Source organism: Cupriavidus sp. OTU4054 (assembly GCF_038440175.1).
In the GTDB taxonomy this organism is placed as follows: Bacteria; Pseudomonadota; Gammaproteobacteria; order Burkholderiales; family Burkholderiaceae; genus Cupriavidus; species Cupriavidus pauculus_D.
Genome location: NZ_JASATF010000028.1, coordinates 1 through 17,878, shown reverse-complemented (window position 1 = coordinate 17,878; position 17,878 = coordinate 1). Strand labels below are relative to the sequence as shown.

17 protein-coding genes are annotated in these 17,878 nt (G+C 65.5%); 8 read left to right on the top strand and 9 right to left on the bottom strand.

All coding sequences use genetic code 11. The annotated features are described in order from the left end of the window. The first annotated feature begins 24 nt into the window (after positions 1-24). Together AAHB16_RS26330 and AAHB16_RS26325 are read left to right on the top strand one after the other, a co-directional pair. Complete coding sequence (locus AAHB16_RS26330) at positions 25-1,056, top strand: hypothetical protein (RefSeq protein WP_342052395.1); 1,032 nt, start codon at positions 25-27, stop codon at positions 1,054-1,056. Between the two features lie 10 nt (positions 1,057-1,066). Beyond that, positions 1,067-2,128: a hypothetical protein gene (locus AAHB16_RS26325; RefSeq protein ID WP_150375298.1), complete on the top strand. Its 1,062-nt coding sequence runs from the start codon at positions 1,067-1,069 to the stop codon at positions 2,126-2,128. A gap of 15 nt (positions 2,129-2,143) precedes the next feature. On the opposite strand, the gene AAHB16_RS26320 is transcribed toward AAHB16_RS26325, so the two are convergent. Next, positions 2,144-3,154 (bottom strand): Bug family tripartite tricarboxylate transporter substrate binding protein, encoded by a 1,011-nt coding sequence (locus tag AAHB16_RS26320; protein ID WP_342052394.1) that lies wholly within the window; start codon positions 3,152-3,154, stop codon positions 2,144-2,146. A gap of 13 nt (positions 3,155-3,167) precedes the next feature. After that, positions 3,168-3,941, bottom strand: a complete 774-nt coding sequence (locus AAHB16_RS26315) for a LamB/YcsF family protein (protein ID WP_342052393.1) — start codon at positions 3,939-3,941, stop codon at positions 3,168-3,170. Positions 3,942-4,064: 123 nt separating this feature from the next. Here AAHB16_RS26315 and AAHB16_RS26310 point away from each other — a divergent pair, with 123 nt between their 5' ends. Beyond that, entirely contained in the window at positions 4,065-4,994 is a 930-nt protein-coding gene (locus AAHB16_RS26310; RefSeq protein ID WP_342052392.1) for a LysR family transcriptional regulator, read from the top strand. A gap of 18 nt (positions 4,995-5,012) precedes the next feature. Here AAHB16_RS26310 and AAHB16_RS26305 read toward each other — a convergent pair whose 3' ends face one another. Next, positions 5,013-6,224, bottom strand: a complete 1,212-nt coding sequence (locus AAHB16_RS26305) for a diaminopropionate ammonia-lyase (RefSeq protein WP_342052391.1) — start codon at positions 6,222-6,224, stop codon at positions 5,013-5,015. A gap of 149 nt (positions 6,225-6,373) precedes the next feature. Between AAHB16_RS26305 and AAHB16_RS26300 the strand changes: the two genes are divergently transcribed. Together AAHB16_RS26300 and AAHB16_RS26295 are read left to right on the top strand one after the other, a co-directional pair. Beyond that, complete coding sequence (locus AAHB16_RS26300; RefSeq protein ID WP_150375293.1) at positions 6,374-6,835, top strand: Lrp/AsnC family transcriptional regulator; 462 nt, start codon at positions 6,374-6,376, stop codon at positions 6,833-6,835. 90 nt (positions 6,836-6,925) lie between these two features. After that, positions 6,926-7,840, top strand: a complete 915-nt coding sequence (locus AAHB16_RS26295; RefSeq protein ID WP_342052390.1) for a LysR family transcriptional regulator — start codon at positions 6,926-6,928, stop codon at positions 7,838-7,840. Between the two features lie 4 nt (positions 7,841-7,844). On the opposite strand, the gene AAHB16_RS26290 is transcribed toward AAHB16_RS26295, so the two are convergent. After that, positions 7,845-9,416, bottom strand: coding sequence for an amidohydrolase family protein (locus AAHB16_RS26290; protein WP_342052389.1), 1,572 nt, complete (start codon positions 9,414-9,416; stop codon positions 7,845-7,847). A 240-nt stretch (positions 9,417-9,656) separates the two neighbouring features. Here AAHB16_RS26290 and AAHB16_RS26285 point away from each other — a divergent pair, with 240 nt between their 5' ends. Further along, complete coding sequence (locus AAHB16_RS26285; RefSeq protein WP_150375290.1) at positions 9,657-10,409, top strand: 3-oxoacyl-ACP reductase family protein; 753 nt, start codon at positions 9,657-9,659, stop codon at positions 10,407-10,409. A 199-nt stretch (positions 10,410-10,608) separates the two neighbouring features. After that, the gene (locus tag AAHB16_RS26280) at positions 10,609-12,081 is read left to right on the top strand and encodes a LamG-like jellyroll fold domain-containing protein (protein ID WP_342052388.1); all 1,473 of its coding nucleotides are present in this window, start codon (positions 10,609-10,611) and stop codon (positions 12,079-12,081) included. Positions 12,082-12,108: 27 nt separating this feature from the next. Here the strand turns inward: AAHB16_RS26280 and AAHB16_RS26275 are convergent, their stop codons facing one another. From AAHB16_RS26275 to AAHB16_RS26255, 5 genes are read right to left on the bottom strand one after another with little or no spacing between them, the layout of a single operon-like run. Further along, complete coding sequence (locus tag AAHB16_RS26275) at positions 12,109-12,918, bottom strand: carbohydrate ABC transporter permease (protein WP_342052387.1); 810 nt, start codon at positions 12,916-12,918, stop codon at positions 12,109-12,111. Next, positions 12,915-13,787 carry a carbohydrate ABC transporter permease gene (locus tag AAHB16_RS26270; protein ID WP_150375287.1) on the bottom strand — a complete coding sequence of 291 codons (873 nt, stop codon included), beginning with the start codon at positions 13,785-13,787 and terminating at the stop codon, positions 12,915-12,917. The genes AAHB16_RS26275 and AAHB16_RS26270 overlap by 4 nt, the downstream gene beginning before the upstream one ends. 4 nt (positions 13,788-13,791) lie before the next feature. Continuing rightward, positions 13,792-15,087: an ABC transporter substrate-binding protein gene (locus AAHB16_RS26265; RefSeq protein ID WP_342052386.1), complete on the bottom strand. Its 1,296-nt coding sequence runs from the start codon at positions 15,085-15,087 to the stop codon at positions 13,792-13,794. A 47-nt stretch (positions 15,088-15,134) separates the two neighbouring features. Further along, positions 15,135-16,136 carry an ABC transporter ATP-binding protein gene (locus AAHB16_RS26260; protein ID WP_342052385.1) on the bottom strand — a complete coding sequence of 334 codons (1,002 nt, stop codon included), beginning with the start codon at positions 16,134-16,136 and terminating at the stop codon, positions 15,135-15,137. A 28-nt stretch (positions 16,137-16,164) separates the two neighbouring features. Beyond that, a complete protein-coding gene (locus AAHB16_RS26255) occupies positions 16,165-16,932 on the bottom strand; it encodes a DeoR/GlpR family DNA-binding transcription regulator (RefSeq protein ID WP_150375284.1) in 768 nt (255 codons plus the stop codon). 163 nt (positions 16,933-17,095) lie between these two features. On the opposite strand from AAHB16_RS26255, the gene AAHB16_RS26250 reads away from it, so the two are divergent. Further along, positions 17,096-17,878 (top strand): YggS family pyridoxal phosphate-dependent enzyme (locus AAHB16_RS26250; protein WP_342052384.1); only part of this gene is annotated, 783 nt, incomplete at its 3' end.

The following is a 17,878-nucleotide window of genomic DNA, read 5'->3' as shown; positions in this document are numbered from 1 at the left end:
CGCTCATGTCGAGGGGGAGGGCCTATGCCATCGCTACGTGTATTCACGCCCACGGAGTGGGCGAGGGCCTTTCCGGATCCCAGCATCGACTTCTTCCACAAGTTCCTGATGCAGGGCGACTCATGGTTCTCCATCGGCGCATTGCCGCCGGCCGCGTTGACGACGAATATGCCGAGCAATATGTCGTTCACGTCGTCGGCCTGTGCGGTGAACTTCGCGCAGCCCGGTGCGGAGCTCGCGCAGCTGGTGAACGTCGCGCCGACCTCGAAGTGGGTGTTCAACCCCGCGTTCGAAGCCGCGCTGCATGGCCGGCTTTGCGAGCGGTGGGATGCGCTCCTGTTATCGGCCGGTGGCAACGACCTGATCGCCGCGCTCAACACGCCACCGCAGGACGAGAGCGGGCAACCGGTGCCGCTCGCCATGCGTCTGCTGCGGCTCGCCAGCGAATGGGGACCACAGTCAGATCCTTCACGCTTTGTTTCGGAAGAAGGCTGGGCCACGTTCGAGGCCCACCTCGACGCCGTGTTCGACGTGCTGGTCGGCTGGCGCGATGCCAGCGACAGCAAATCGCGATTCGCGCCCATCGTCATTCACAGCTATTGCCGCGCCCAGCCGCGCCTTGCCGGCACCGGCGGGGTGCCGGGCCACTGGCTGGCCGGGCCATGGCTTGCGCGCGCGCTGCAGACCTACGGCATTCCCGATACCGACGGCACCTGGCACGCACTCTCCGCGCATCTGATCGACCGCCTCTTTACGTTGCTGACGAAAATCTGTGGGCGCTTTCCGCACGTGTTCCTCGCGGATATGCGCGGCGCGCTGCGCGATGCATCGGCCGATGCCACCGGCGTGGACGGCGACTGGGTCAACGAGATTCATCCGACCGACGGCGGTTACCAGGTGCTCGCGCGCGTCTACTGCGCCGTGGTCGAGCAGGCCTTGCTGACGGTGCAGGCGCCACCGCTCGTCCTGCCCGCATCGCCGCGCATGACGGCGCGACGTCGCCGCCGCGTCCCCGCGACATCGCCGTCGCCGGTGACCCGCGGCGCCTCCACCTGAGGGAGCGATCATGACTGCCGAGTACACGCAGAAACCGCTTTGCAGTACCCCGCGGCGTTTCCCGGTCACGCCCATGTCGGAGGCGGCCAGAAACGACACCGACCGGCGCGCGGCAATATTGACCAGCGGCACCAAATGGGCCAACGGCACCATCCTGCATTACTGCTTCTTCGGTGGCGATTCCCGCTATGCCGTGCCGAAGGAGCAGGCCGACGTCATCCGCGCCGCGTTCGATAGCTGGAAGGCAACCGGCATCGGGCTGGAGTTCCGGGAAGTGGATCAACTCGGCGACGCGGAGGTCCGCATCGGATTCTCTCTGGCCGACGGCGTGTCGCAATCGGCCGTCGGGCGGGACGTCCTGCGCATGCGGCGTGACGAGCCGACCACGGTCTATGGATGGGACCTGACCACGCCCTACGGCAACGGTACCGCGCTGCATGAACTCGGCCACGTCCTTGGCATGGAGCACGAGCACCAGAATCCGTTCACGGGCATCCAGTGGAACGAGGACAAGGTCTATGCGTCGCTCGGACGGCCGCCCAACAGCTGGTCGCGGGAGAAGACGTTCTTCAACATCCTGCGCAAGCTCGATCCCCACGACGTACAGGGCTCGAGCTGGGACCCGGACTCGATCATGGAGTACGAGTTCGAGGCCGGACTGATTGCAGTTCCCGCCAAGTACCAGACCGGCCTCGTGCCGTCCGGCACGCTGTCCGGCCCTGACAAGACCTGGGTGCAGCAGTGGTACCCGGCCGGTGCGTCCCCCGACCGGGTGCTGGAACCGTTCGACTCGGCCACGGTGCACCTCGGCGCGGGACAGCAGGCGGACTTCGTGATCCGGCCGACGGAGTCGCGCAAGTACACCATCAGCACCAAGGGCGCGTCCGACGCGCTGCTGGTGCTGTTCGAGCAGGCGGATGGCGAGCCGCGCTATCTGACGGCCGACGACGATAGTGGCGAAGAGCGCAATGCCAGCATCACGCACAAGCTGTTCAAGGGCCGGTCGTACGTGCTGCGCATGCGGGTCAACTACCCGGGCGACTCGTCGGCGGTCGCGGTGTTGATGATCTAGGCGCGTCCATCCACCTCAATCGGCCTTGATATTCGCCTGCTCCACCACCTTCTTCCACTTGACCGACTCCGCGCGCATAAAACTGTCGAAAGCATCGGGCCCCATCTTCGTGTAAGTCAGCCCCTGCGCTTCGAGCATCGTCCTGACCGTCGGCGACTGCATGGTCTTGTCGACCTGCGCGGCCAGCTTCTCCCGAATGGGCAGGGGCGTGCCGCCGGGCGCTAGCACCCCGGTCCAGTTGCGCACCTCGACACCGGGGAGGCCCGCTTCGGTGAGCGTCGGCGTATTCGGCAGCGCCTGCGCGCGCGCCTTGCCCAGCGTGGCAATGGGCACGAGCTGCCCGCCCTTGATAAATGGCAGCGCGGGCGCCAGCGTCGCGAATGACATGGCGACCTGGCCGCCCACGACATCGCTGAGTGCCGGCACATTGCCCTTGTACGGGACATGCGTCATGGACACGTGCGCGGTGGACTGAAACAGTTCCCCCGCCAGCTGGCTCGTGGTGCCCGTGCCGCCCGAGGCGAAGGTCATCTCGTTCGGCCGCGTCTTCGCGAGGGCCACGACCTGTGTCAGCGTTGTCGCCGGCACCTTCGGGTTCACGACCAGCACGGTTTCCGCATCGGCCACGAACGCCACGGCGGAGAAGTCCTTCGTCGCGTTGTACGGGATGTTGCGATAGATGAGCGGGTTCACGACCTGCGTGCCGATGGTCCCCATCACGAGCGTGTGCCCGTCGGCGGGGCTCTTGGCCACGATATCGGCTCCGATATTGCCGCCCGCGCCGGGGCGGTTCTCGACCACGACCGGCTGGCCGAAGGCGCTGGACATGTCCGTCGCGATCAATCGCGCGAGCGCATCCGAGTACCCACCGGCGGGGAACGGCACGACGATGCGCATGGGCTTCGACGGAAACTTGCTGGCAGCTTGGGGAGCAGCTTGGGGGGAAGCGTCAGGGGCAGCAACGGCATGGCCGAGGGCGGCAAGGGAGAGTGCCGCGGCCACCAGCATGCGGGGGAACAGTGTCATGATCCGTTTCTCCTCAGAAGGACATCTCGGTAAGCGGCACCACGCGCACGCCCTGTCGCTCGAGTTCGGCGCGCACCAGCGTTGCCAGCGCCACCGCGGTCGGTTCGTCCCCGTGCGTGCAGAACGAGCGGATGGCCGACGGCAGCCGCTTGCCGGAGGCCGTGACGATGGCCTGCTCCTCGATAAACGACAGGACCTGCCGCGCGGCCACCTGTGCGTCCTTGATAACGGCATTGGCTTCCGTGCGCGGGGTCATCAACCCCGAGTCCGTATAGGTACGATCGACGTAAGCCTCCTCCGCGACCTTCAGCTCGTTGGCGTGCCCCGCCCTGACCATCTCCGAACACGCGTTGGCGACGAAGATCAGCTCGCGGTCCGCCGCGCGGATGCCGCGCGCGATCGCATTGGCGATCTCGAAGTCGTGGTGCGCCATATTGTTGAGCGCGCCATGCGGCTTGACGTGCGTGACACGCGTGCCTTGCGCGGCGGCAATCGCCTGGAGCGCACCGATCTGGTACGTGATCATGTACTCGAGGTCCTGCGCGTTCATGGCGATCTGCCGGCGGCCAAAGCCCCAGAGATCGTTGAAGCCCGGGTGCGCGCCGATGGACGCGCCGCATTCCAGCGCCAGACGAACCGTCTTTGTCATCACCGTCGCATCGCCCGCATGGAAGCCGCATGCAATGTTCGCGGACCGGATCACCTTCATCAGTTCCGCGTCATTGCCGATCGTGTACTTGCCGAAGCTCTCGCCCATGTCGGCGTTCAGGTTGATCTCGTGCTGCATCCCGTTTGCTCCTGTCGTGGGGGTATGACATTGAATGTAGAATCGGCCGGAAACTGTGTCCAATGCATTTATGGAGCGTTCATCGATGCATGTTGTGCATAAGCAGGAGCGGGAGGGGCTACCGTGGTCGATCTGAAGGCATTGCGCTGCTTCGTGGTCGTGGCGGAACTGCTGAGCGTGTCGAAGGCGGCGCCGTTGCTGCATATCAGCCAGTCGGCGCTGTCGCGGCAGATCCAGGGCCTGGAGGAGGCGCTCGGCATCCAGCTGTTCGACCGCGTGGGCAAGCGCCTGGTCCTGACCGCGGAGGGCGAGGACCTGTTCCCGCGCGCGGCGAGCCTCGTCGATCAGGCACTCGAACTGTCGTCGCGCGTGCAGTCGATGGTCAGGGGAGAGGTGGGGTTACTCAGGATCGGGGCGACGCCGCAGACGATCGAGGGGCTGCTGTCGGGCGTACTCGTTTCCATGCGGAAGAAGTATCCGTCGATCGAAACATCGCTGGTCGAAGGACCGAACGACTATCTGCTCGAACAACTGCAACTGGGCACGGCGCACGTGGCCATCGCGGCCCTGCCGGAGCGCCATGACTTCGAGTACAAGGAGCTTTTCATGGGGCGGCTGTTCGCCGTCGTGCCCGCGCAGCACAAGTTTCCGGCGGGGGAGACGGCCGACATCCGGACGCTTGCCACGCATCCGGTGCTGCTGCTGCGCAGGGGTTTCATGACGCGTAGCCTGTTCGACCGCGCATGCCTCGCGGCCGCCGTGAGGCCGCATGCGCTGCTGGAGAGCGATAGCACGCAGACGATCCTGTCCCTCGCGGACGCCGGACATGGCGTGGCCATCGTGTCCTCGACCGCGATCAATCACCGGGCGCCGACCGACAAGAGCCGGATCGTGTCGCTGACGCTGGACGGCAAACCGCTCGGTCAGATGATCTGCGCGGTATGGAATCCCCGGCGGTCGCGCTCCTCGATCCTGAATCCGTTTCTGCGGGAGCTCGACCAGCACGTCGCGTCGTCGCCGGTGTACCGGCAGCCGCGCGGCAGGCGAAAGTAAGCAACCAGCGAGCGAACCTCAGAGACTGCGGCGCAGGTGTGCCGTCTGCCGGGCCATGACGGCCTCCGCGGATTCGCCGACCAGATCGCGATAGACCCGCGGCGCGGTGGCCCCTTCGGTGCTGACGAGCAGGATGCGCGCCTCGGCGCCGAGTCCGACGTCCGCAAACAGGTCGCGATTCGCGCATAGCACTTCCAGCCCCGCAAAGCCCGCCGCGCCGGATTCCCCGGAGACCATGGGCACATCGCGCTCGCCGCCCTTCGCCAGCCGGATCATCGCCGCGATGGCGTCGTCATCGGAGATGGTCATGAAGTAATCGACGCTCTCCGCAAGAAATTTCCACGCAAGGGGCGACGTCTCGCCGCACGCCAGCCCGGCCATTACCGAGTCCACCGAGCCCGTGGCCACGGCCGGATAGCCGAGCCTCGCGCTCTGGTAGAGGCAGTCGGCCTGCTGCGGCTCGACGACGATAAACGTCGGGCGATCTTCGCCATAACGCTCCCAGAGATAGCTGATGATGCCGGCGGCCAGTCCGCCGACACCGCCTTGCAGGATGACATGCGTAAAGGGTGCGGGTGCCTGCCGTACCGCCTCTGCGGCGATCGCACCGTAGCCCTGCATGACGTCACGGGGAATGTCTTCGTAGCCATCGTACGACGTGTCGGACACCACCTCCCAGCCGTGCTCGGCGGCAAGGCGTGCGGCTTCTTCCACGGACGCGTCGTAGTTGCCGGCAATGCGCACGATCTTCGCGCCGTATGCGGCGATCGCTTCCTCGCGTTCGAGACTCACATTGGCGTGCAGTACGATCACGCACGCGCAGCCGATAGTCTTCGCCGCGGCGGCCAGGGCGCGGCCATGGTTGCCGTCCGTCGCGCTGATGACGGTGAAATCTTTCACGAGGTCGGCGTACGCGCCCCGGATCAGCTGGCTGGGGTCGATATCCATCTCCGGCCAGCGGCGCAGGATCAGCCGAAGCAGCGCCACGGGCGCGCCCAGCGCCTTGAAGCTCCCGAGCGGCGAACGGACCGATTCGTCCTTCACATGGATCTGTGCCACGCCCAGACGGCTGGCCTGATCGGGCAGGGCATGAAGCGGCGTCGCGGCGTCGGCCAGTTGGTCCCATGCCGATAGCCAGCGCAGGCTCTCGTCGGCGGCGGCCATGTTCATGATCTGGCGCAACGCGGTGGGGTACGGCTTCAGCGAAGCATGGGGATTGGCGATAAGCATGGTCGAAAGTATCCGGCGGCAGAGCGAATTGGCGTGGAGCTACCGTACGGATGGTAGTGCCGTCACCGCGCACGACCGAATCGTTTTATCGGCGGGAAACGGGACAAACGTGCAAAATCGCAGGGTCGAGACTTCTTCCTCATTGCGCCATGGTTCTGGATTCCTATGACATCAAGCTGCTGAGCCTGCTCCAGGCAAACAGCAAGCTGTCGCAGCGGCAATTGTCGGAAGCGGTCAATCTGTCCCCGTCGGCCGTGAATCGAAGAATCGCCGCGCTCGAGGCGGAGGGCGTCATCACGGCGACGGTCGCGGTCGTCGACCCGACGGCCGTCGGGCGTCCCATCACGATACTGGTGGAGGTCAAGGTCGAGAGCGAACGGCTCGACCTGCTCGACGAGGTCAGGCATCGCTTCGTCGCGTGCCCGCAGGTGCAGCAGGTCTACTACGTGACGGGAGACTTCGATTTTCTGCTGATCATGAACGTCAGGGACATGACCGAGTACGAGGGGCTGACCCGGGAGCTGTTCTTCAGCGCGGGGAACATCAGGCAGTTCAAGACGTACGTGTCCATGCAGCGGTCCAAGGTCAGCCTCGCGGTGCCGCTGGCCTGATGTTTCCAGCGCGCCGAGCATCGCGAAGCATATCGACGGTGCGCTGGATTCAAAATAGAATTCCCGGAGACGCATCATTGCAAAAATGAAATGAGCAAGTTTCCGGATTTCGAGGGCATCGCGATGTTCGCCAAGGTGGCGGAAGAAGGCTCGTTCGCCGCGGCCGCGCGGTTGATGGGCGTGTCGGTGCCAACCGTCTCGCGCGCGGTCGGCCGGCTCGAGGAGCGGCTCGGGGGACGTTTGCTCAACCGTACGTCGCGGCAGCTATCGCTGACCGAATTCGGCCAGAACGTGGCCAGCAGGGCCGGCGAAATCTATCGGCAGGCCGAGGAACTGGAAAGCGAGGCCATGGAGCTTTCCGTGAGCCCGCGCGGTCAGGTGCGCCTGGCCGTGCCGATGGCCTTTGGCCTGCGCTGGGTCGCGCCGCTGTTGCCGAAGCTGATCGAGCGGTATCCGGAGCTGTCGGTCGACCTGCACCTCTCCGATGCCACCGTCGATCTGATTGCCGACGGTTTCGATGCGGCGTTACGAATCGCCGTGCTGCCCGATTCGTCGATGGTCGCGCGGCAGCTCTGTTCGGTGACGCAATACCTCGTTGCATCCCCGGCGTATCTGGCGCGGCACGGACGTCCGCAGCACCCGCGCGATCTGGCGGGCCGCGCGTGCCTGAGCTACGCGTACCGGGCCCGCACGCAGGAATGGAAGTTCACCCACGACGACGGCACGCAGGAGAGCGTCGTCCCGCGCGGTCCGCTGCGCGTGACCAACTCGGAAGCGATGATCCCCGTGCTGCTGGAGGGGCTCGCCATCTCCGAGTTGCCGGAGTTCATCGCCAGCGAGTACCTCGCCGACGGACGCCTGGAACGCATCCTGCCGGCGTGGAACATGGCGCGGGGCGGACTGTACTTCGTCACGCCGTCCGCCCGCGCCAGACCGGCAAAGATCCGCGCGCTGTCGGATTTCTTCGCCGAGCATCTGTCCACACCGGTCTGGCAATGGCCTTGATGGGTCAGGACCACTTGTTCGGCGTACGCCCGTTCCGTTCGATGGCGCTCTGGAGTTCGGCCAGATCCTGCTTCATGAGGCCGCCTTCGTACTTGCGGCTTGCGGTCTGCGCATCGGTCAGCAGCGTGTCGAAGTTTCCGGAGAGCACCCTCGGATAGTCGCCGTCCGGGGCCAGATAGTCGAACAGGCCGAGCTTCTCGGGCTCCTGCGTACCGCGATTGGCGTAGAGGTCATACGTGGCACTGATCGACTTGGAATTCCGGGAGATCAGCGCATCGCTGCCCATGATGAAGCGGGTCGGATACTCCCTGATCAGCGCGGCCATGTCCTCGATGCGCGTCTTGCGCGCAGCCTCGTCGGCGGCCTTGCGCACGGGGTCCGTTTCCTTCGAAACGGGAGAGTAGTTTTCCGCCACGACGTCCCAGGACATGTCGATGCTGTAGTTATCGTGCTTCCTCAGCAGCTCGCGCAACTGCGCGACGTGGTTCTCCCCAGGCGGGGCGAACTTGCCGATGCCGCCCATGTGGGCATGCACGATCTTCGTGTTCGGATGGCGCGCGACCAGTTCATCGATCTCCTTGAAGTACTCGCCCTTTCCCGGAGACTTGGTCTTGATGCACGTTTCCGCGTCGCTGGAGTCGCAATGCAGCACCACCGGCATGCCGGAGCGGGCAGCGAATTTCAGGATGTCGTTGATGGGGGCCTCGGGACCGAAGCCGGCCTTGTAGTCGAGGTTCTGCTTCCCGACGAATTCCTTGTGCATCGTGATCTCGCCGATGATGTGGAACGTGTCGGGATATTCGCTCTTCAGCCTGAGCATCGACTGCACCGAGTTGGCGTCGCCGAGGTTGATCCCGGTGATCGCGGGAAAGATCCGGGGCGCCAGTTGCTCGTGGGGAGGCAGATCCTTGTCCGCTGCCCGGATTTCCGCATAGGCCTTGCCCACCTGCCAATCGACGCTGGTGTTGTAGTGCTGCTTCCCTTCCGTCGTGATGGCATCGTATGCCTCACCCGTCATGGGCTCGCCGTCGCGGTACTTGTCGTCCATGTAGTACGTCTTGCTCTTGTCCAGATGCGCGGAGCCGTCGGTGCCGCAGCAGCCAGCGTTCACCGCTTCGCCCTGGATGATCACGGACGGAATCGGAGCCCAGACGAATTTGTCCACGCCTGCCTGATCGAACAATGCAATCTGCGTGCGAACGTTCTCCGACAGGGTGCGCGTGACATCGGCGATCTGGGTCGCCGCGTAGCCCGGGCCGGGCGAGTGATTGTGGATGTCGTGACGCATGGTTTGCGAGCCGACCTCGGCAAACTGGCGCGGCGCCGCAGGCGTGGATCGTTCCGGTCCCTGCAGATGCCCCTTGATAGCCTTGAGCCGGCGCGTCGCCGTTGCCCCGGCTTCTGATTGTCCCGCTGCGTCGCTGCGTTTGTCGACGCGCGCGGAGAGTCCATCGTTGCGCTCGCTCGCAAGGCTGCGCGATTTGCCCGGGGTGGGGGGGGTAGTGGTCGGCCTCTTGGCCAACGGAAGAGGATCATGCCATTCCGTCTGCGTGCCAGCGTTTGCGTACGTCTTCATGGTGGTGGTCCTTATGGTTGAACATGCGCGGTGTCCGCGCTCGTATGGACCTTAGTGCAGCGGTCGCGCCGGTCACGCGCGAACAGCGAACAAGCCGAGCCAGGAACGAAATCGCGCGGCTCGTCGGAATCTTCAACATTCCATTGAAAATCATTCCATCCACCGGCCACTAATCATTTGGTATCGGGCCACCCATACTCCGTTCACACCTTCTGATTCATCTCAACCGGAGTAACAGCCATGACCCAGCAAACGCTTCCCCTCGCCGGCAAGACCGCCCTCGTCACCGGTGGATCCCGTTCGATCGGGGCCGCCATCGCCCGGCGTCTTGCGGCGGATGGCGCGACCGTGGCGCTGACCTACAGCGCTTCCCCCGACAAGGCCGCCACGGTAGTGCGCGAGATCGAGGCCGCGGGAGGCCGGGCCCTCGCGATCGCGGCCGATGCGGGCGACCCGGCGGCCGTGCGTGCCGCGGTGAGCGCGACCGTTGCCGCGTTCGGCGGCATCGATATCCTCGTCAACAATGCGGGCCTTGGCCTCGGCGGCGCCATCGAGGACATTCCGTTCGAGACCTACGAGCGGATGATCGCCGTCAACGTGACGGGCGTATTCGTCGCGACGCAGGAAGCCGTGCGGCATATGAAGGCCGGCGGCCGCGTGATCCATATCGGTTCGTCGATGACACGCTATGCCGCATTCGCGACCGCATCGCTCTACACGTTGACCAAGGGCGCCATCACGGGCTTCAACCGCAGCCTCGTGCGCGACCTCGGCCCGAAGGGCATCACCGTGAATACCGTGCATCCCGGCCCGATCGACACCGACATGAATCCGGATGGCGGCCCCGTGAGCCAGATCCTCACCCCGGGCATCGCCATCGGCCGCTACGGCCAGTCGCATGAAGTCGCCGGTGTCGTGGCCTTCCTCGCCGGTCCCGACGCGAGCTTCGTGACGGGCGCCGACATCGTGGCCGATGGCGGCCTTACCGCGTGAGCAAATGAAACCAGAGAAGCTTCATATCGCCGTCACCTCTCTGTCATACCGCTGTCCCGATTGCTGACGACAATCGGCGGCGTCACATGGGCGGGTGCGGGAATCCCGAGCCGGGGCTCGTGTGGTGGCGGGCCTGCTGATAGTGGCTGCATCGCGTCAGGGTCCGTGTTCTCATTCCTCTAACACGACGAGATCCTGAATGCTTCGAGCCATCCAGTTGTATCGACGTTTCATTCGCGCATCGCTGCTGCTTCCTCTTCTTGTTGCGCCGGTCGCAGCGCAGGCGAGCACTTACTGGAGCGGCGTTACCCGCGCGCTCCCCACCTCGCCGCTGGGCAATACCGTGGCACTGTCGTGCCACAACTGCTACGGCAGCAGCACGGCGGCGACCGGCGCGCAGGTGGCGACTGCGCTGTCGCGTGGGTTCGACCTGATCGAGTTCGATCTGACCTCGCATGCCGACGGCCAGGTCTACGTCGAGCACGCCGATAGCGAAAGCGCCGTCGGCAGCTTCGTCGATGCGCTGTCGAATACCAATCTGCAGCAAAGCGACCGCCTGCTGTTTCTCGAGATCAAGGAAAAGTACGCGACGGCCGCCGCCAGCGACGCGATGATGCTCGCCGTGCTGCGCGCCATCCGCGATTGGGGCTATGCCAAGGCCGGCCGCCCGGTATTCCTGCGGGCGTTCATGGATGGCCGCCACAATCACCTCGTCCGTGCCAAGGCCCTGCTCGCGCAGTCGGAATTCGCGGGCATTCGCGATTACGTGCGATTCCATACGCTGATCGAGAGCGATATCCGCAACAACATCCGTACGACCAGGAGCCTCGGGTTCCATGGCGTGGAGCTCGAGTACCGCATGACCAGCCTGTTCGGCGCGCTGATGCAGGCGAAGATGCTGGGCCTGGGCGTCGGCGTCTACACCACGCCGGCGAGCATGGGCGAGCTGTATCTGTCGGCCCTGCGCGAGGATGTCGACTTCATCACGAGCGACTACGACCGCGGCGCGACGCCGTTGGCCACCTCGGCCCGCGCGCTGATCGCCGAGCCGACCTCGCTCGTGCATATGAACACCGCGCAGCAGACCGCATGGCCGCTCACGTACGCACGTACCAACGGCACGCGTTATGCAATCAATCAGAGTGCGTCCACGCCGACGCTGGAACAGCTGTCCGTGGCATCGGACGAAGATCGCGTGGGCGGCAGCATGGTGTTCGCGGGCGCGCAGTCGGCCACGACGTGGCAGGCCGACAACGACACGAACGGCGGCTTTATGGTCAGCGCGGTGGTCAATTTCGACGACCTGACGTCCGGCGCCACCGCGGCCATCGTCGCCAAGAGCGATTCGGGCGGCTTCGCGCTGGAGCAGGCCGGCACGCTACTGCGCTTCGGCGTGTACGTGAACGGTGGCTACCAGTACGCCACCGCGCCGCTGTCGCTGTTCAACGGCACCGATTCGTACTTTATCGTCGGCGCCTATGACGGCAACGGCGCGGTGCGCCTGTGGGTGAACAACGTCGAGCGGACCCCGTCGGTGTCGGTTACGGGCGGTGTCGGCCTCAATACGAGTCCGATCGTGATCGGCGCGGATCCGCAAGGCGCAACCGATCGCCGCTACTTCTTCCAGGGCAAGATCCAGCAGGTGATGGTGCAGCGCTGGCGCGATCACTGATCGCGTCAACCGCGACGGGCTGGCGTGTCACTTGACGCCAGCCTGCATGAACGACTGCATGAACTGCCGCTGGAACAGCAGGAACGCCAGCACGAGGGGGCCGACACAGAGCAGCGTGCCAGCCGACAGCACGCCCCAGTCGACCCCGGTCTCCGGCGCGGCGAACAGCGCCATGCCGACGGTCACGGGACGGCTGGCCTCGGTCTGCGTGGCGACGAGCGGCCACAGGAAGTTGTTCCAGTGATAGCTGATGGATACCAGCGCATAGGCAAGATAGGTCGGCCGCGCGAGCGGCACATACACCTTGAGCAGGATGCCGAGGCGGCTCAGGCCTTCGATGCGCGCGGCATCCTCGAGCTCCTGCGGCACCGTCATGAACGTCTGCCGCAGCAGGAAGATGCCGAACGCGCTGGCAATGTAGGGTAGTGCCACGCCAAGATAGGCATCCACCTGACCGAGCCGCGCGATCGTGAGGTAGTTCTCGGCGATCAGCACCTCGGGCATCACCATCAACTGCAGCAGCACGAGTCCGAAGACGATGCCACGCCCGGCGAACCGCATGCGCGCCAGCGCGAACGCCGCCAGCGTGCAGACGGCCAGCTGCAGCACGAGCAGCAGCGTGACGATGGCAACCGTGTTCAGCAGATAGCGCGCGAACGGCGCCACGTGCCACGCCTGCGGAAAGTTATCGAGCCCCCAGCGCGTATCGAAGCTCAGCCGCATGGCCTCGCCCCCGGGATGAAACGCCCCCCAGCACAGCAGCAACAGGGGCGAGATCCACAACAGGCCGGCCGCGAGCGCGGCCGCGGGTATCAATGCATGGCGAAGAGCGTTCATCGGTAGTGCACGCGATTGCGGGACAGCCAGAATTGAATGGCGGAGCAGAGCGCAAGCAGGGCCAGCAGCACTACAGTCAGTGCGCCGGCATAGCTCGCGTCCTGGAACTTGAACGCGATTTCGTAGAGGTAATACAGCAGCAGCGTGCTCGCGTTGTTGGGGCCGCCACGCGTCAGCACGAAGATATGGTCGACGAGCTTGAACGCGTTGATCAGCGCGTTGACCACGACGAACAGCGTGGTCGGCGCCAGCAACGGCAGCACCACGCGCCGGAGCCGATACCATGCGGAGGGGGACTCGAGCCGCGCGGCGTCGAGCAACTCTGTCGAGATCGATTGCAGCGCGGCGAGATAGAAGATCATGAAGAAGCCCGCCTCCTTCCAGATGGTGACCACCATCAGCGCGGGCAACGCGGTATCGGTATCGCCGAGCCAGTTGCGGCCGGTCACGCCGACGCCCGAGAGCAGCCGGTTCAGCAGGCCGATGTCGGGTGCGTAGAAGAACAGCCAGACGTTGGCGGCGGCCACCATCGGCAGGACAGTCGGCGTGAAGAAGGCGAGCCGCAGCAGTCCGCGGCCCGCATAGCGTTGATTGACCCAGAGCGCCATGGCGAGCGCCAGCACGACGGAGACCGGAACCGTCACCAGCGCATACCAGAGATTGTTGCGCAGCGCCTGCCGGAAGACGGGGTCATCGAGCAGCGCGGCAAACTGCTCGGCGCCCGTGAACGACGCCGGCAGCCCCGGCGCCTGCGTATGCAGGCTGTGCCAGAGGCTGCCCGCGATGGGCCAGTAAGTGAACGCGGCAAGCAGGACCAGCGCAGGCAGCAGCATGAGCCACGCCTGCGCGGCTTGACGGGAATGGCCCATGCAATCAGCGCTGGTAAGGCTTCAGCACGCGCTCGGCCTGCGCCTGCGCACCGGTCAGCGCCGCGCGCGGCTCCTGCTGGCCCGTGATGGCCGACTGCAGCGCATCTTCGAGCATCTTGCGCACGCGGCCCGACTGGTGCGTCGAGAGTTCGGCGGTGGCGACCGACAGCTGGTCACGCGCGACGAGGGTCTGCGGCACCTTCGCGGCGTATTCCTTGAGCGTCGGCGTGTCGTAGCTCGCGGCGCTTACGCCCATGTAGCCCGTGGCCACGCTCCATTGCGCCGAACGCTCGGGCGCGGTCAGGAACTTGACCAGACGGAACGCGGCACGCTGTTCGGCATCGCTGCCGCTCTTGAACAGGTAGAAGTTGCCGCCGCCGGTGGGCGAGCCCGGCTCGGTGTTGCCGGGCAGCGGCGCCACGCCGACGTCGAACTTGGCTTCCTTGAGCACGGCCGTCAGGTTGCCGGTGGAGTGCCACATCATCGCGGTCTTGCCCTCGACGAAGTTCTGGCGCAACGTGCCCCATTCGATCAGACCCTTCGGGCTCAGGCCGTCCTTCGACAGCGAGGTCCAGAACTCGAGCGCCTGCACGGCCTTCGGGCTGTCGAACATCGTGCGCGTGCCGGCCGGGTTCATCAGCGTCTGGCTGTTCTGCTTGGTCAGCGCGCCGAACATCCAGTAGGCGTAGCCCGTGGAGGGGATCATCACGCCCCAGCGATTGGTGTTGGCGCCGTCGCGCTGTACGAGCCTGGCGGCGGCTTCACGCATCTCGGTCCACGTGCGCGGCGGCTTGTTCGGGTCCAGCCCGGCCTGGCGGAACGCATCCTTGTTGTAGAACATGACGATGGTCGAGCGCTGGAACGGAATGCCCCAGGTCTTGCCGTCGGCGCGGCCGTTGTCCATCAGGCCCGGGTAGAAGCTTTGCAGCCACTGCTTGTCGTCGGGCGAGGTGGCAAAATCGTCGAACGGGCGAATGACGCCCATGTCCTTCAGTTCATGCAGGTCGATCGAGAACAGCACGGACGTCTGCACCGGCGTGCCGGCCTTGAGCGCGGCCAGTGCCTTGGTGCGCGCGTCGTCGTAGTTGCCCGCATAGATGGCGTTGACCTTGACGTCGGGGTTCGACTGCTCGAACTCGCCGACGAGCTTGTCCACGACCTGCGTGAGCGGGCCGCCGACGGACACGGGGTAGTACATCGTGACTTGCGTCTGCGCGGCGGAAGCGGCAAGCGGGGTTAGACCGGTGAGGCCCGCGAACGCGCCGAGCGCAAGCGCCAGGCATCGGGTTTTGAACGACATGATGGCTCCTTGAGGACGATGGGGGAAAGACAGGGCAGGTCGGCAGATCAGGATGGTGTTGCCGCGACGGGGTCGATGGGGAAGCGATGCTCGTGCTCGGCGGACCATTGCAACGCGAGCCCGCTGCCCGGCACCACCGCAACGCGGCCCGGATGCCGCACGAGCAGCGGCTGGCCATGCAGTTTCACTTCGATCAGCGTGTCGGCACCGTGATATTCGGCGCGCATGACGACAGCATCATGTCCATCGCCGGGTTCTCCGGGTTGGCCGACATCGATATGTTCGGGACGCACGCCGAGCCACGCGCCGCTGCCCGGCATGCGAATCAGGTTCATCGGCGGCTGTCCGATAAAGCGCGCCACCACGGGCGTCGCGGGTTTGTCGTAAAGCTCGGCCGGTGTGCCGACCTGCGCGATCTGGCCCTGATGCATGAGCACGATGCGGTCGGCCATGCTCATCGCTTCCACCTGGTCGTGCGTGACATAGACCACGGTCAGGCCGAGTTGCTGCTGCAGCTTGCGAAGCTCGGCGCGCATCTCCGCGCGTAATTGGGCATCGAGATTGGACAGCGGCTCGTCCATCAGGCACATCGGATGCTGCGACACGATGGCGCGCGCCAGCGCCACGCGCTGCTTCTGTCCGCCGGACAGCGCGCCGGGCTTGCGGGCGAGCAGCGCGCTCAGGCCCAGCAGGTCCGCCGCATGGCGTAGCCGCTTGTCCTGCTCGTCGCGTGCCACCTTGCGCGCGCGCAGGCCGAACACGATGTTGTCCGCGACGCTCAGGTGCGGAAACAGTGCGTAAGACTGGAACACCATGCTGAGCAGGCGCTGCGCCGGATCGAGCGCGGTGACATCGCGGCCGTCGAGGTGGATGCTGCCGTCGGTCGGGCGGTCGAGCCCGGCAATCAGCCGCAGCAGCGTGGTCTTGCCGCAGCCCGAGGCGCCGAGCAGCGCGATGAATTCGCCGCGTTCGATATCGAGGTCGATGCCGCGCAGGACGTCGTGATCGCCAAAGCGCTGGCGCAGCCGTTCGAGTCGCAGGTATGCCATGGAATGTCGTTCAGGGGGAGCGGGCGGGTTAGCAGAGATGCAGCGCGACATCCGCGCGTTCGCACAGCAATGGCAGGGCGGCCATCGCGTCGGTCGCCTCGTGGTCGGTAAAGAGGTGATCGACGTCGTGAAGCGTTCCGACGCGGCACGGAGCGTGATGCAGGTACTTGCTGCTGTCGAGCAGCAGCATGCGCACGTGGCTGTTCGATAGCAGGACGCGGCTCAGCTCGGCTTCCTCGGGCTGGAACTCGTAGAAGGTGCCGTCTTCGTCGAAGCCCGCCGCGCTGCACACCGCGACGTGCGCGCGAAAACGGCGCAGGAAGTCGAGCGACGCGCTGCCCATGACGTCGAGATCGCCGGCGCGCAGCCGCCCGCCGGCCACCCATGTCTCGATGCGCGGCTTGTCCGCGAGCGCGTGCACGGCACCGAGGTTGTTGGTCACCACGCGCAGCGGCAGATCGGCCGGCAACGCGCGCGCGAAGTCCGCGACCGTGGTGCCGTAGCCGAGGAATACCGTCGCGTCGGCCTCGAGCATGCCCACGGCGGACATCCCGATGCGGCGCTTGCGTTCGACGTGGTTCGCGCTGCGTTGCAGGTAGCTAAGGTTGTGCTGGCTCGCGGACAGGCTCAGGCCGCCGTGGGTCCGGCGCGCGAGCCCCTGCACGCTCAGCTCGTTGATATCGCGGCGAATCGTCTGGGTGCTGACGCCAAAACGGCTCGCAAGCTGCTCGGTGCTCAGGTAGCCAGCATCGTTGAGCCAGCCGAAGATCTCGCGCTGGCGCGGGGTTAAGCTCATGGCTCATTCGATCATGTCGTGTGTTCGAATGAAAATGTAAGCGGGCAATATGTCACTTCCATGACTTTCCCGTGGACGATTGGGTAGGTAATCTGGACGAATGGATCGATTGCGGCGCATCGGGCGCGCGATACTGCATCCATCGCATCCAACGAGGCTCGAGATGTCATCGCCAACTTCTTCTCCGACGGGCACCCTTCATGCCCTGCATAACCAGTGGCCGCAGGCCACGTCCGTCGATGACTTCCGCGCCAATCTCGCGGCCGTGCACGCGCGCATCGCGGCGGCCTGCCAGCGCGTGGGGCGCGACCCCGCGGACGTGCGGCTGCTGCCCGTCAGCAAGACCAAGCCGGAGGCGACGCTGCGGCTCGCGTACGCGGCCGGCTGCCATATGCTCGGCGAGAACAAGCCGCAGGAAGCCCACGGCAAATGGGAGGCCATGCGCGACCTGACGGATCTGCGGTGGTCGGTCATCGGCCATCTGCAGACCAACAAGGCAAAGCTCGTGGCGCAGTTCGCGAGCGAATTCCAGGCGCTGGACAGCCTGCGCGTGGCCGAGGCCCTCGACCGGCGGTTGCAGGCGGAGGGCCGCGCGCTCGATGTGTTCGTGCAGGTCAACACCTCGGACGAGGACAGCAAGTATGGGCTGGCGCCCGATGACGTTGCCGCATTCCTGCGCGAATTGCCGGCATTCTCCGCGCTGCGCGTGAAGGGGCTGATGACGCTGGCGATGTTCTCGGCCGAGGCCGATCGCGTGCGGACATGCTTCGTGCAGTTGCGCGAACTGCGCGACCGGCTGCGTAACGACGCCCCGGCGGGCATTGTCCTCGACGAACTGTCGATGGGCATGTCCGGCGACTTCGAGATCGCGATCGAGGAGGGCGCCACGGTCGTGCGCGTGGGACAAGCCATTTTCGGCGCGCGCGCGACGCCGGACCATCACTAC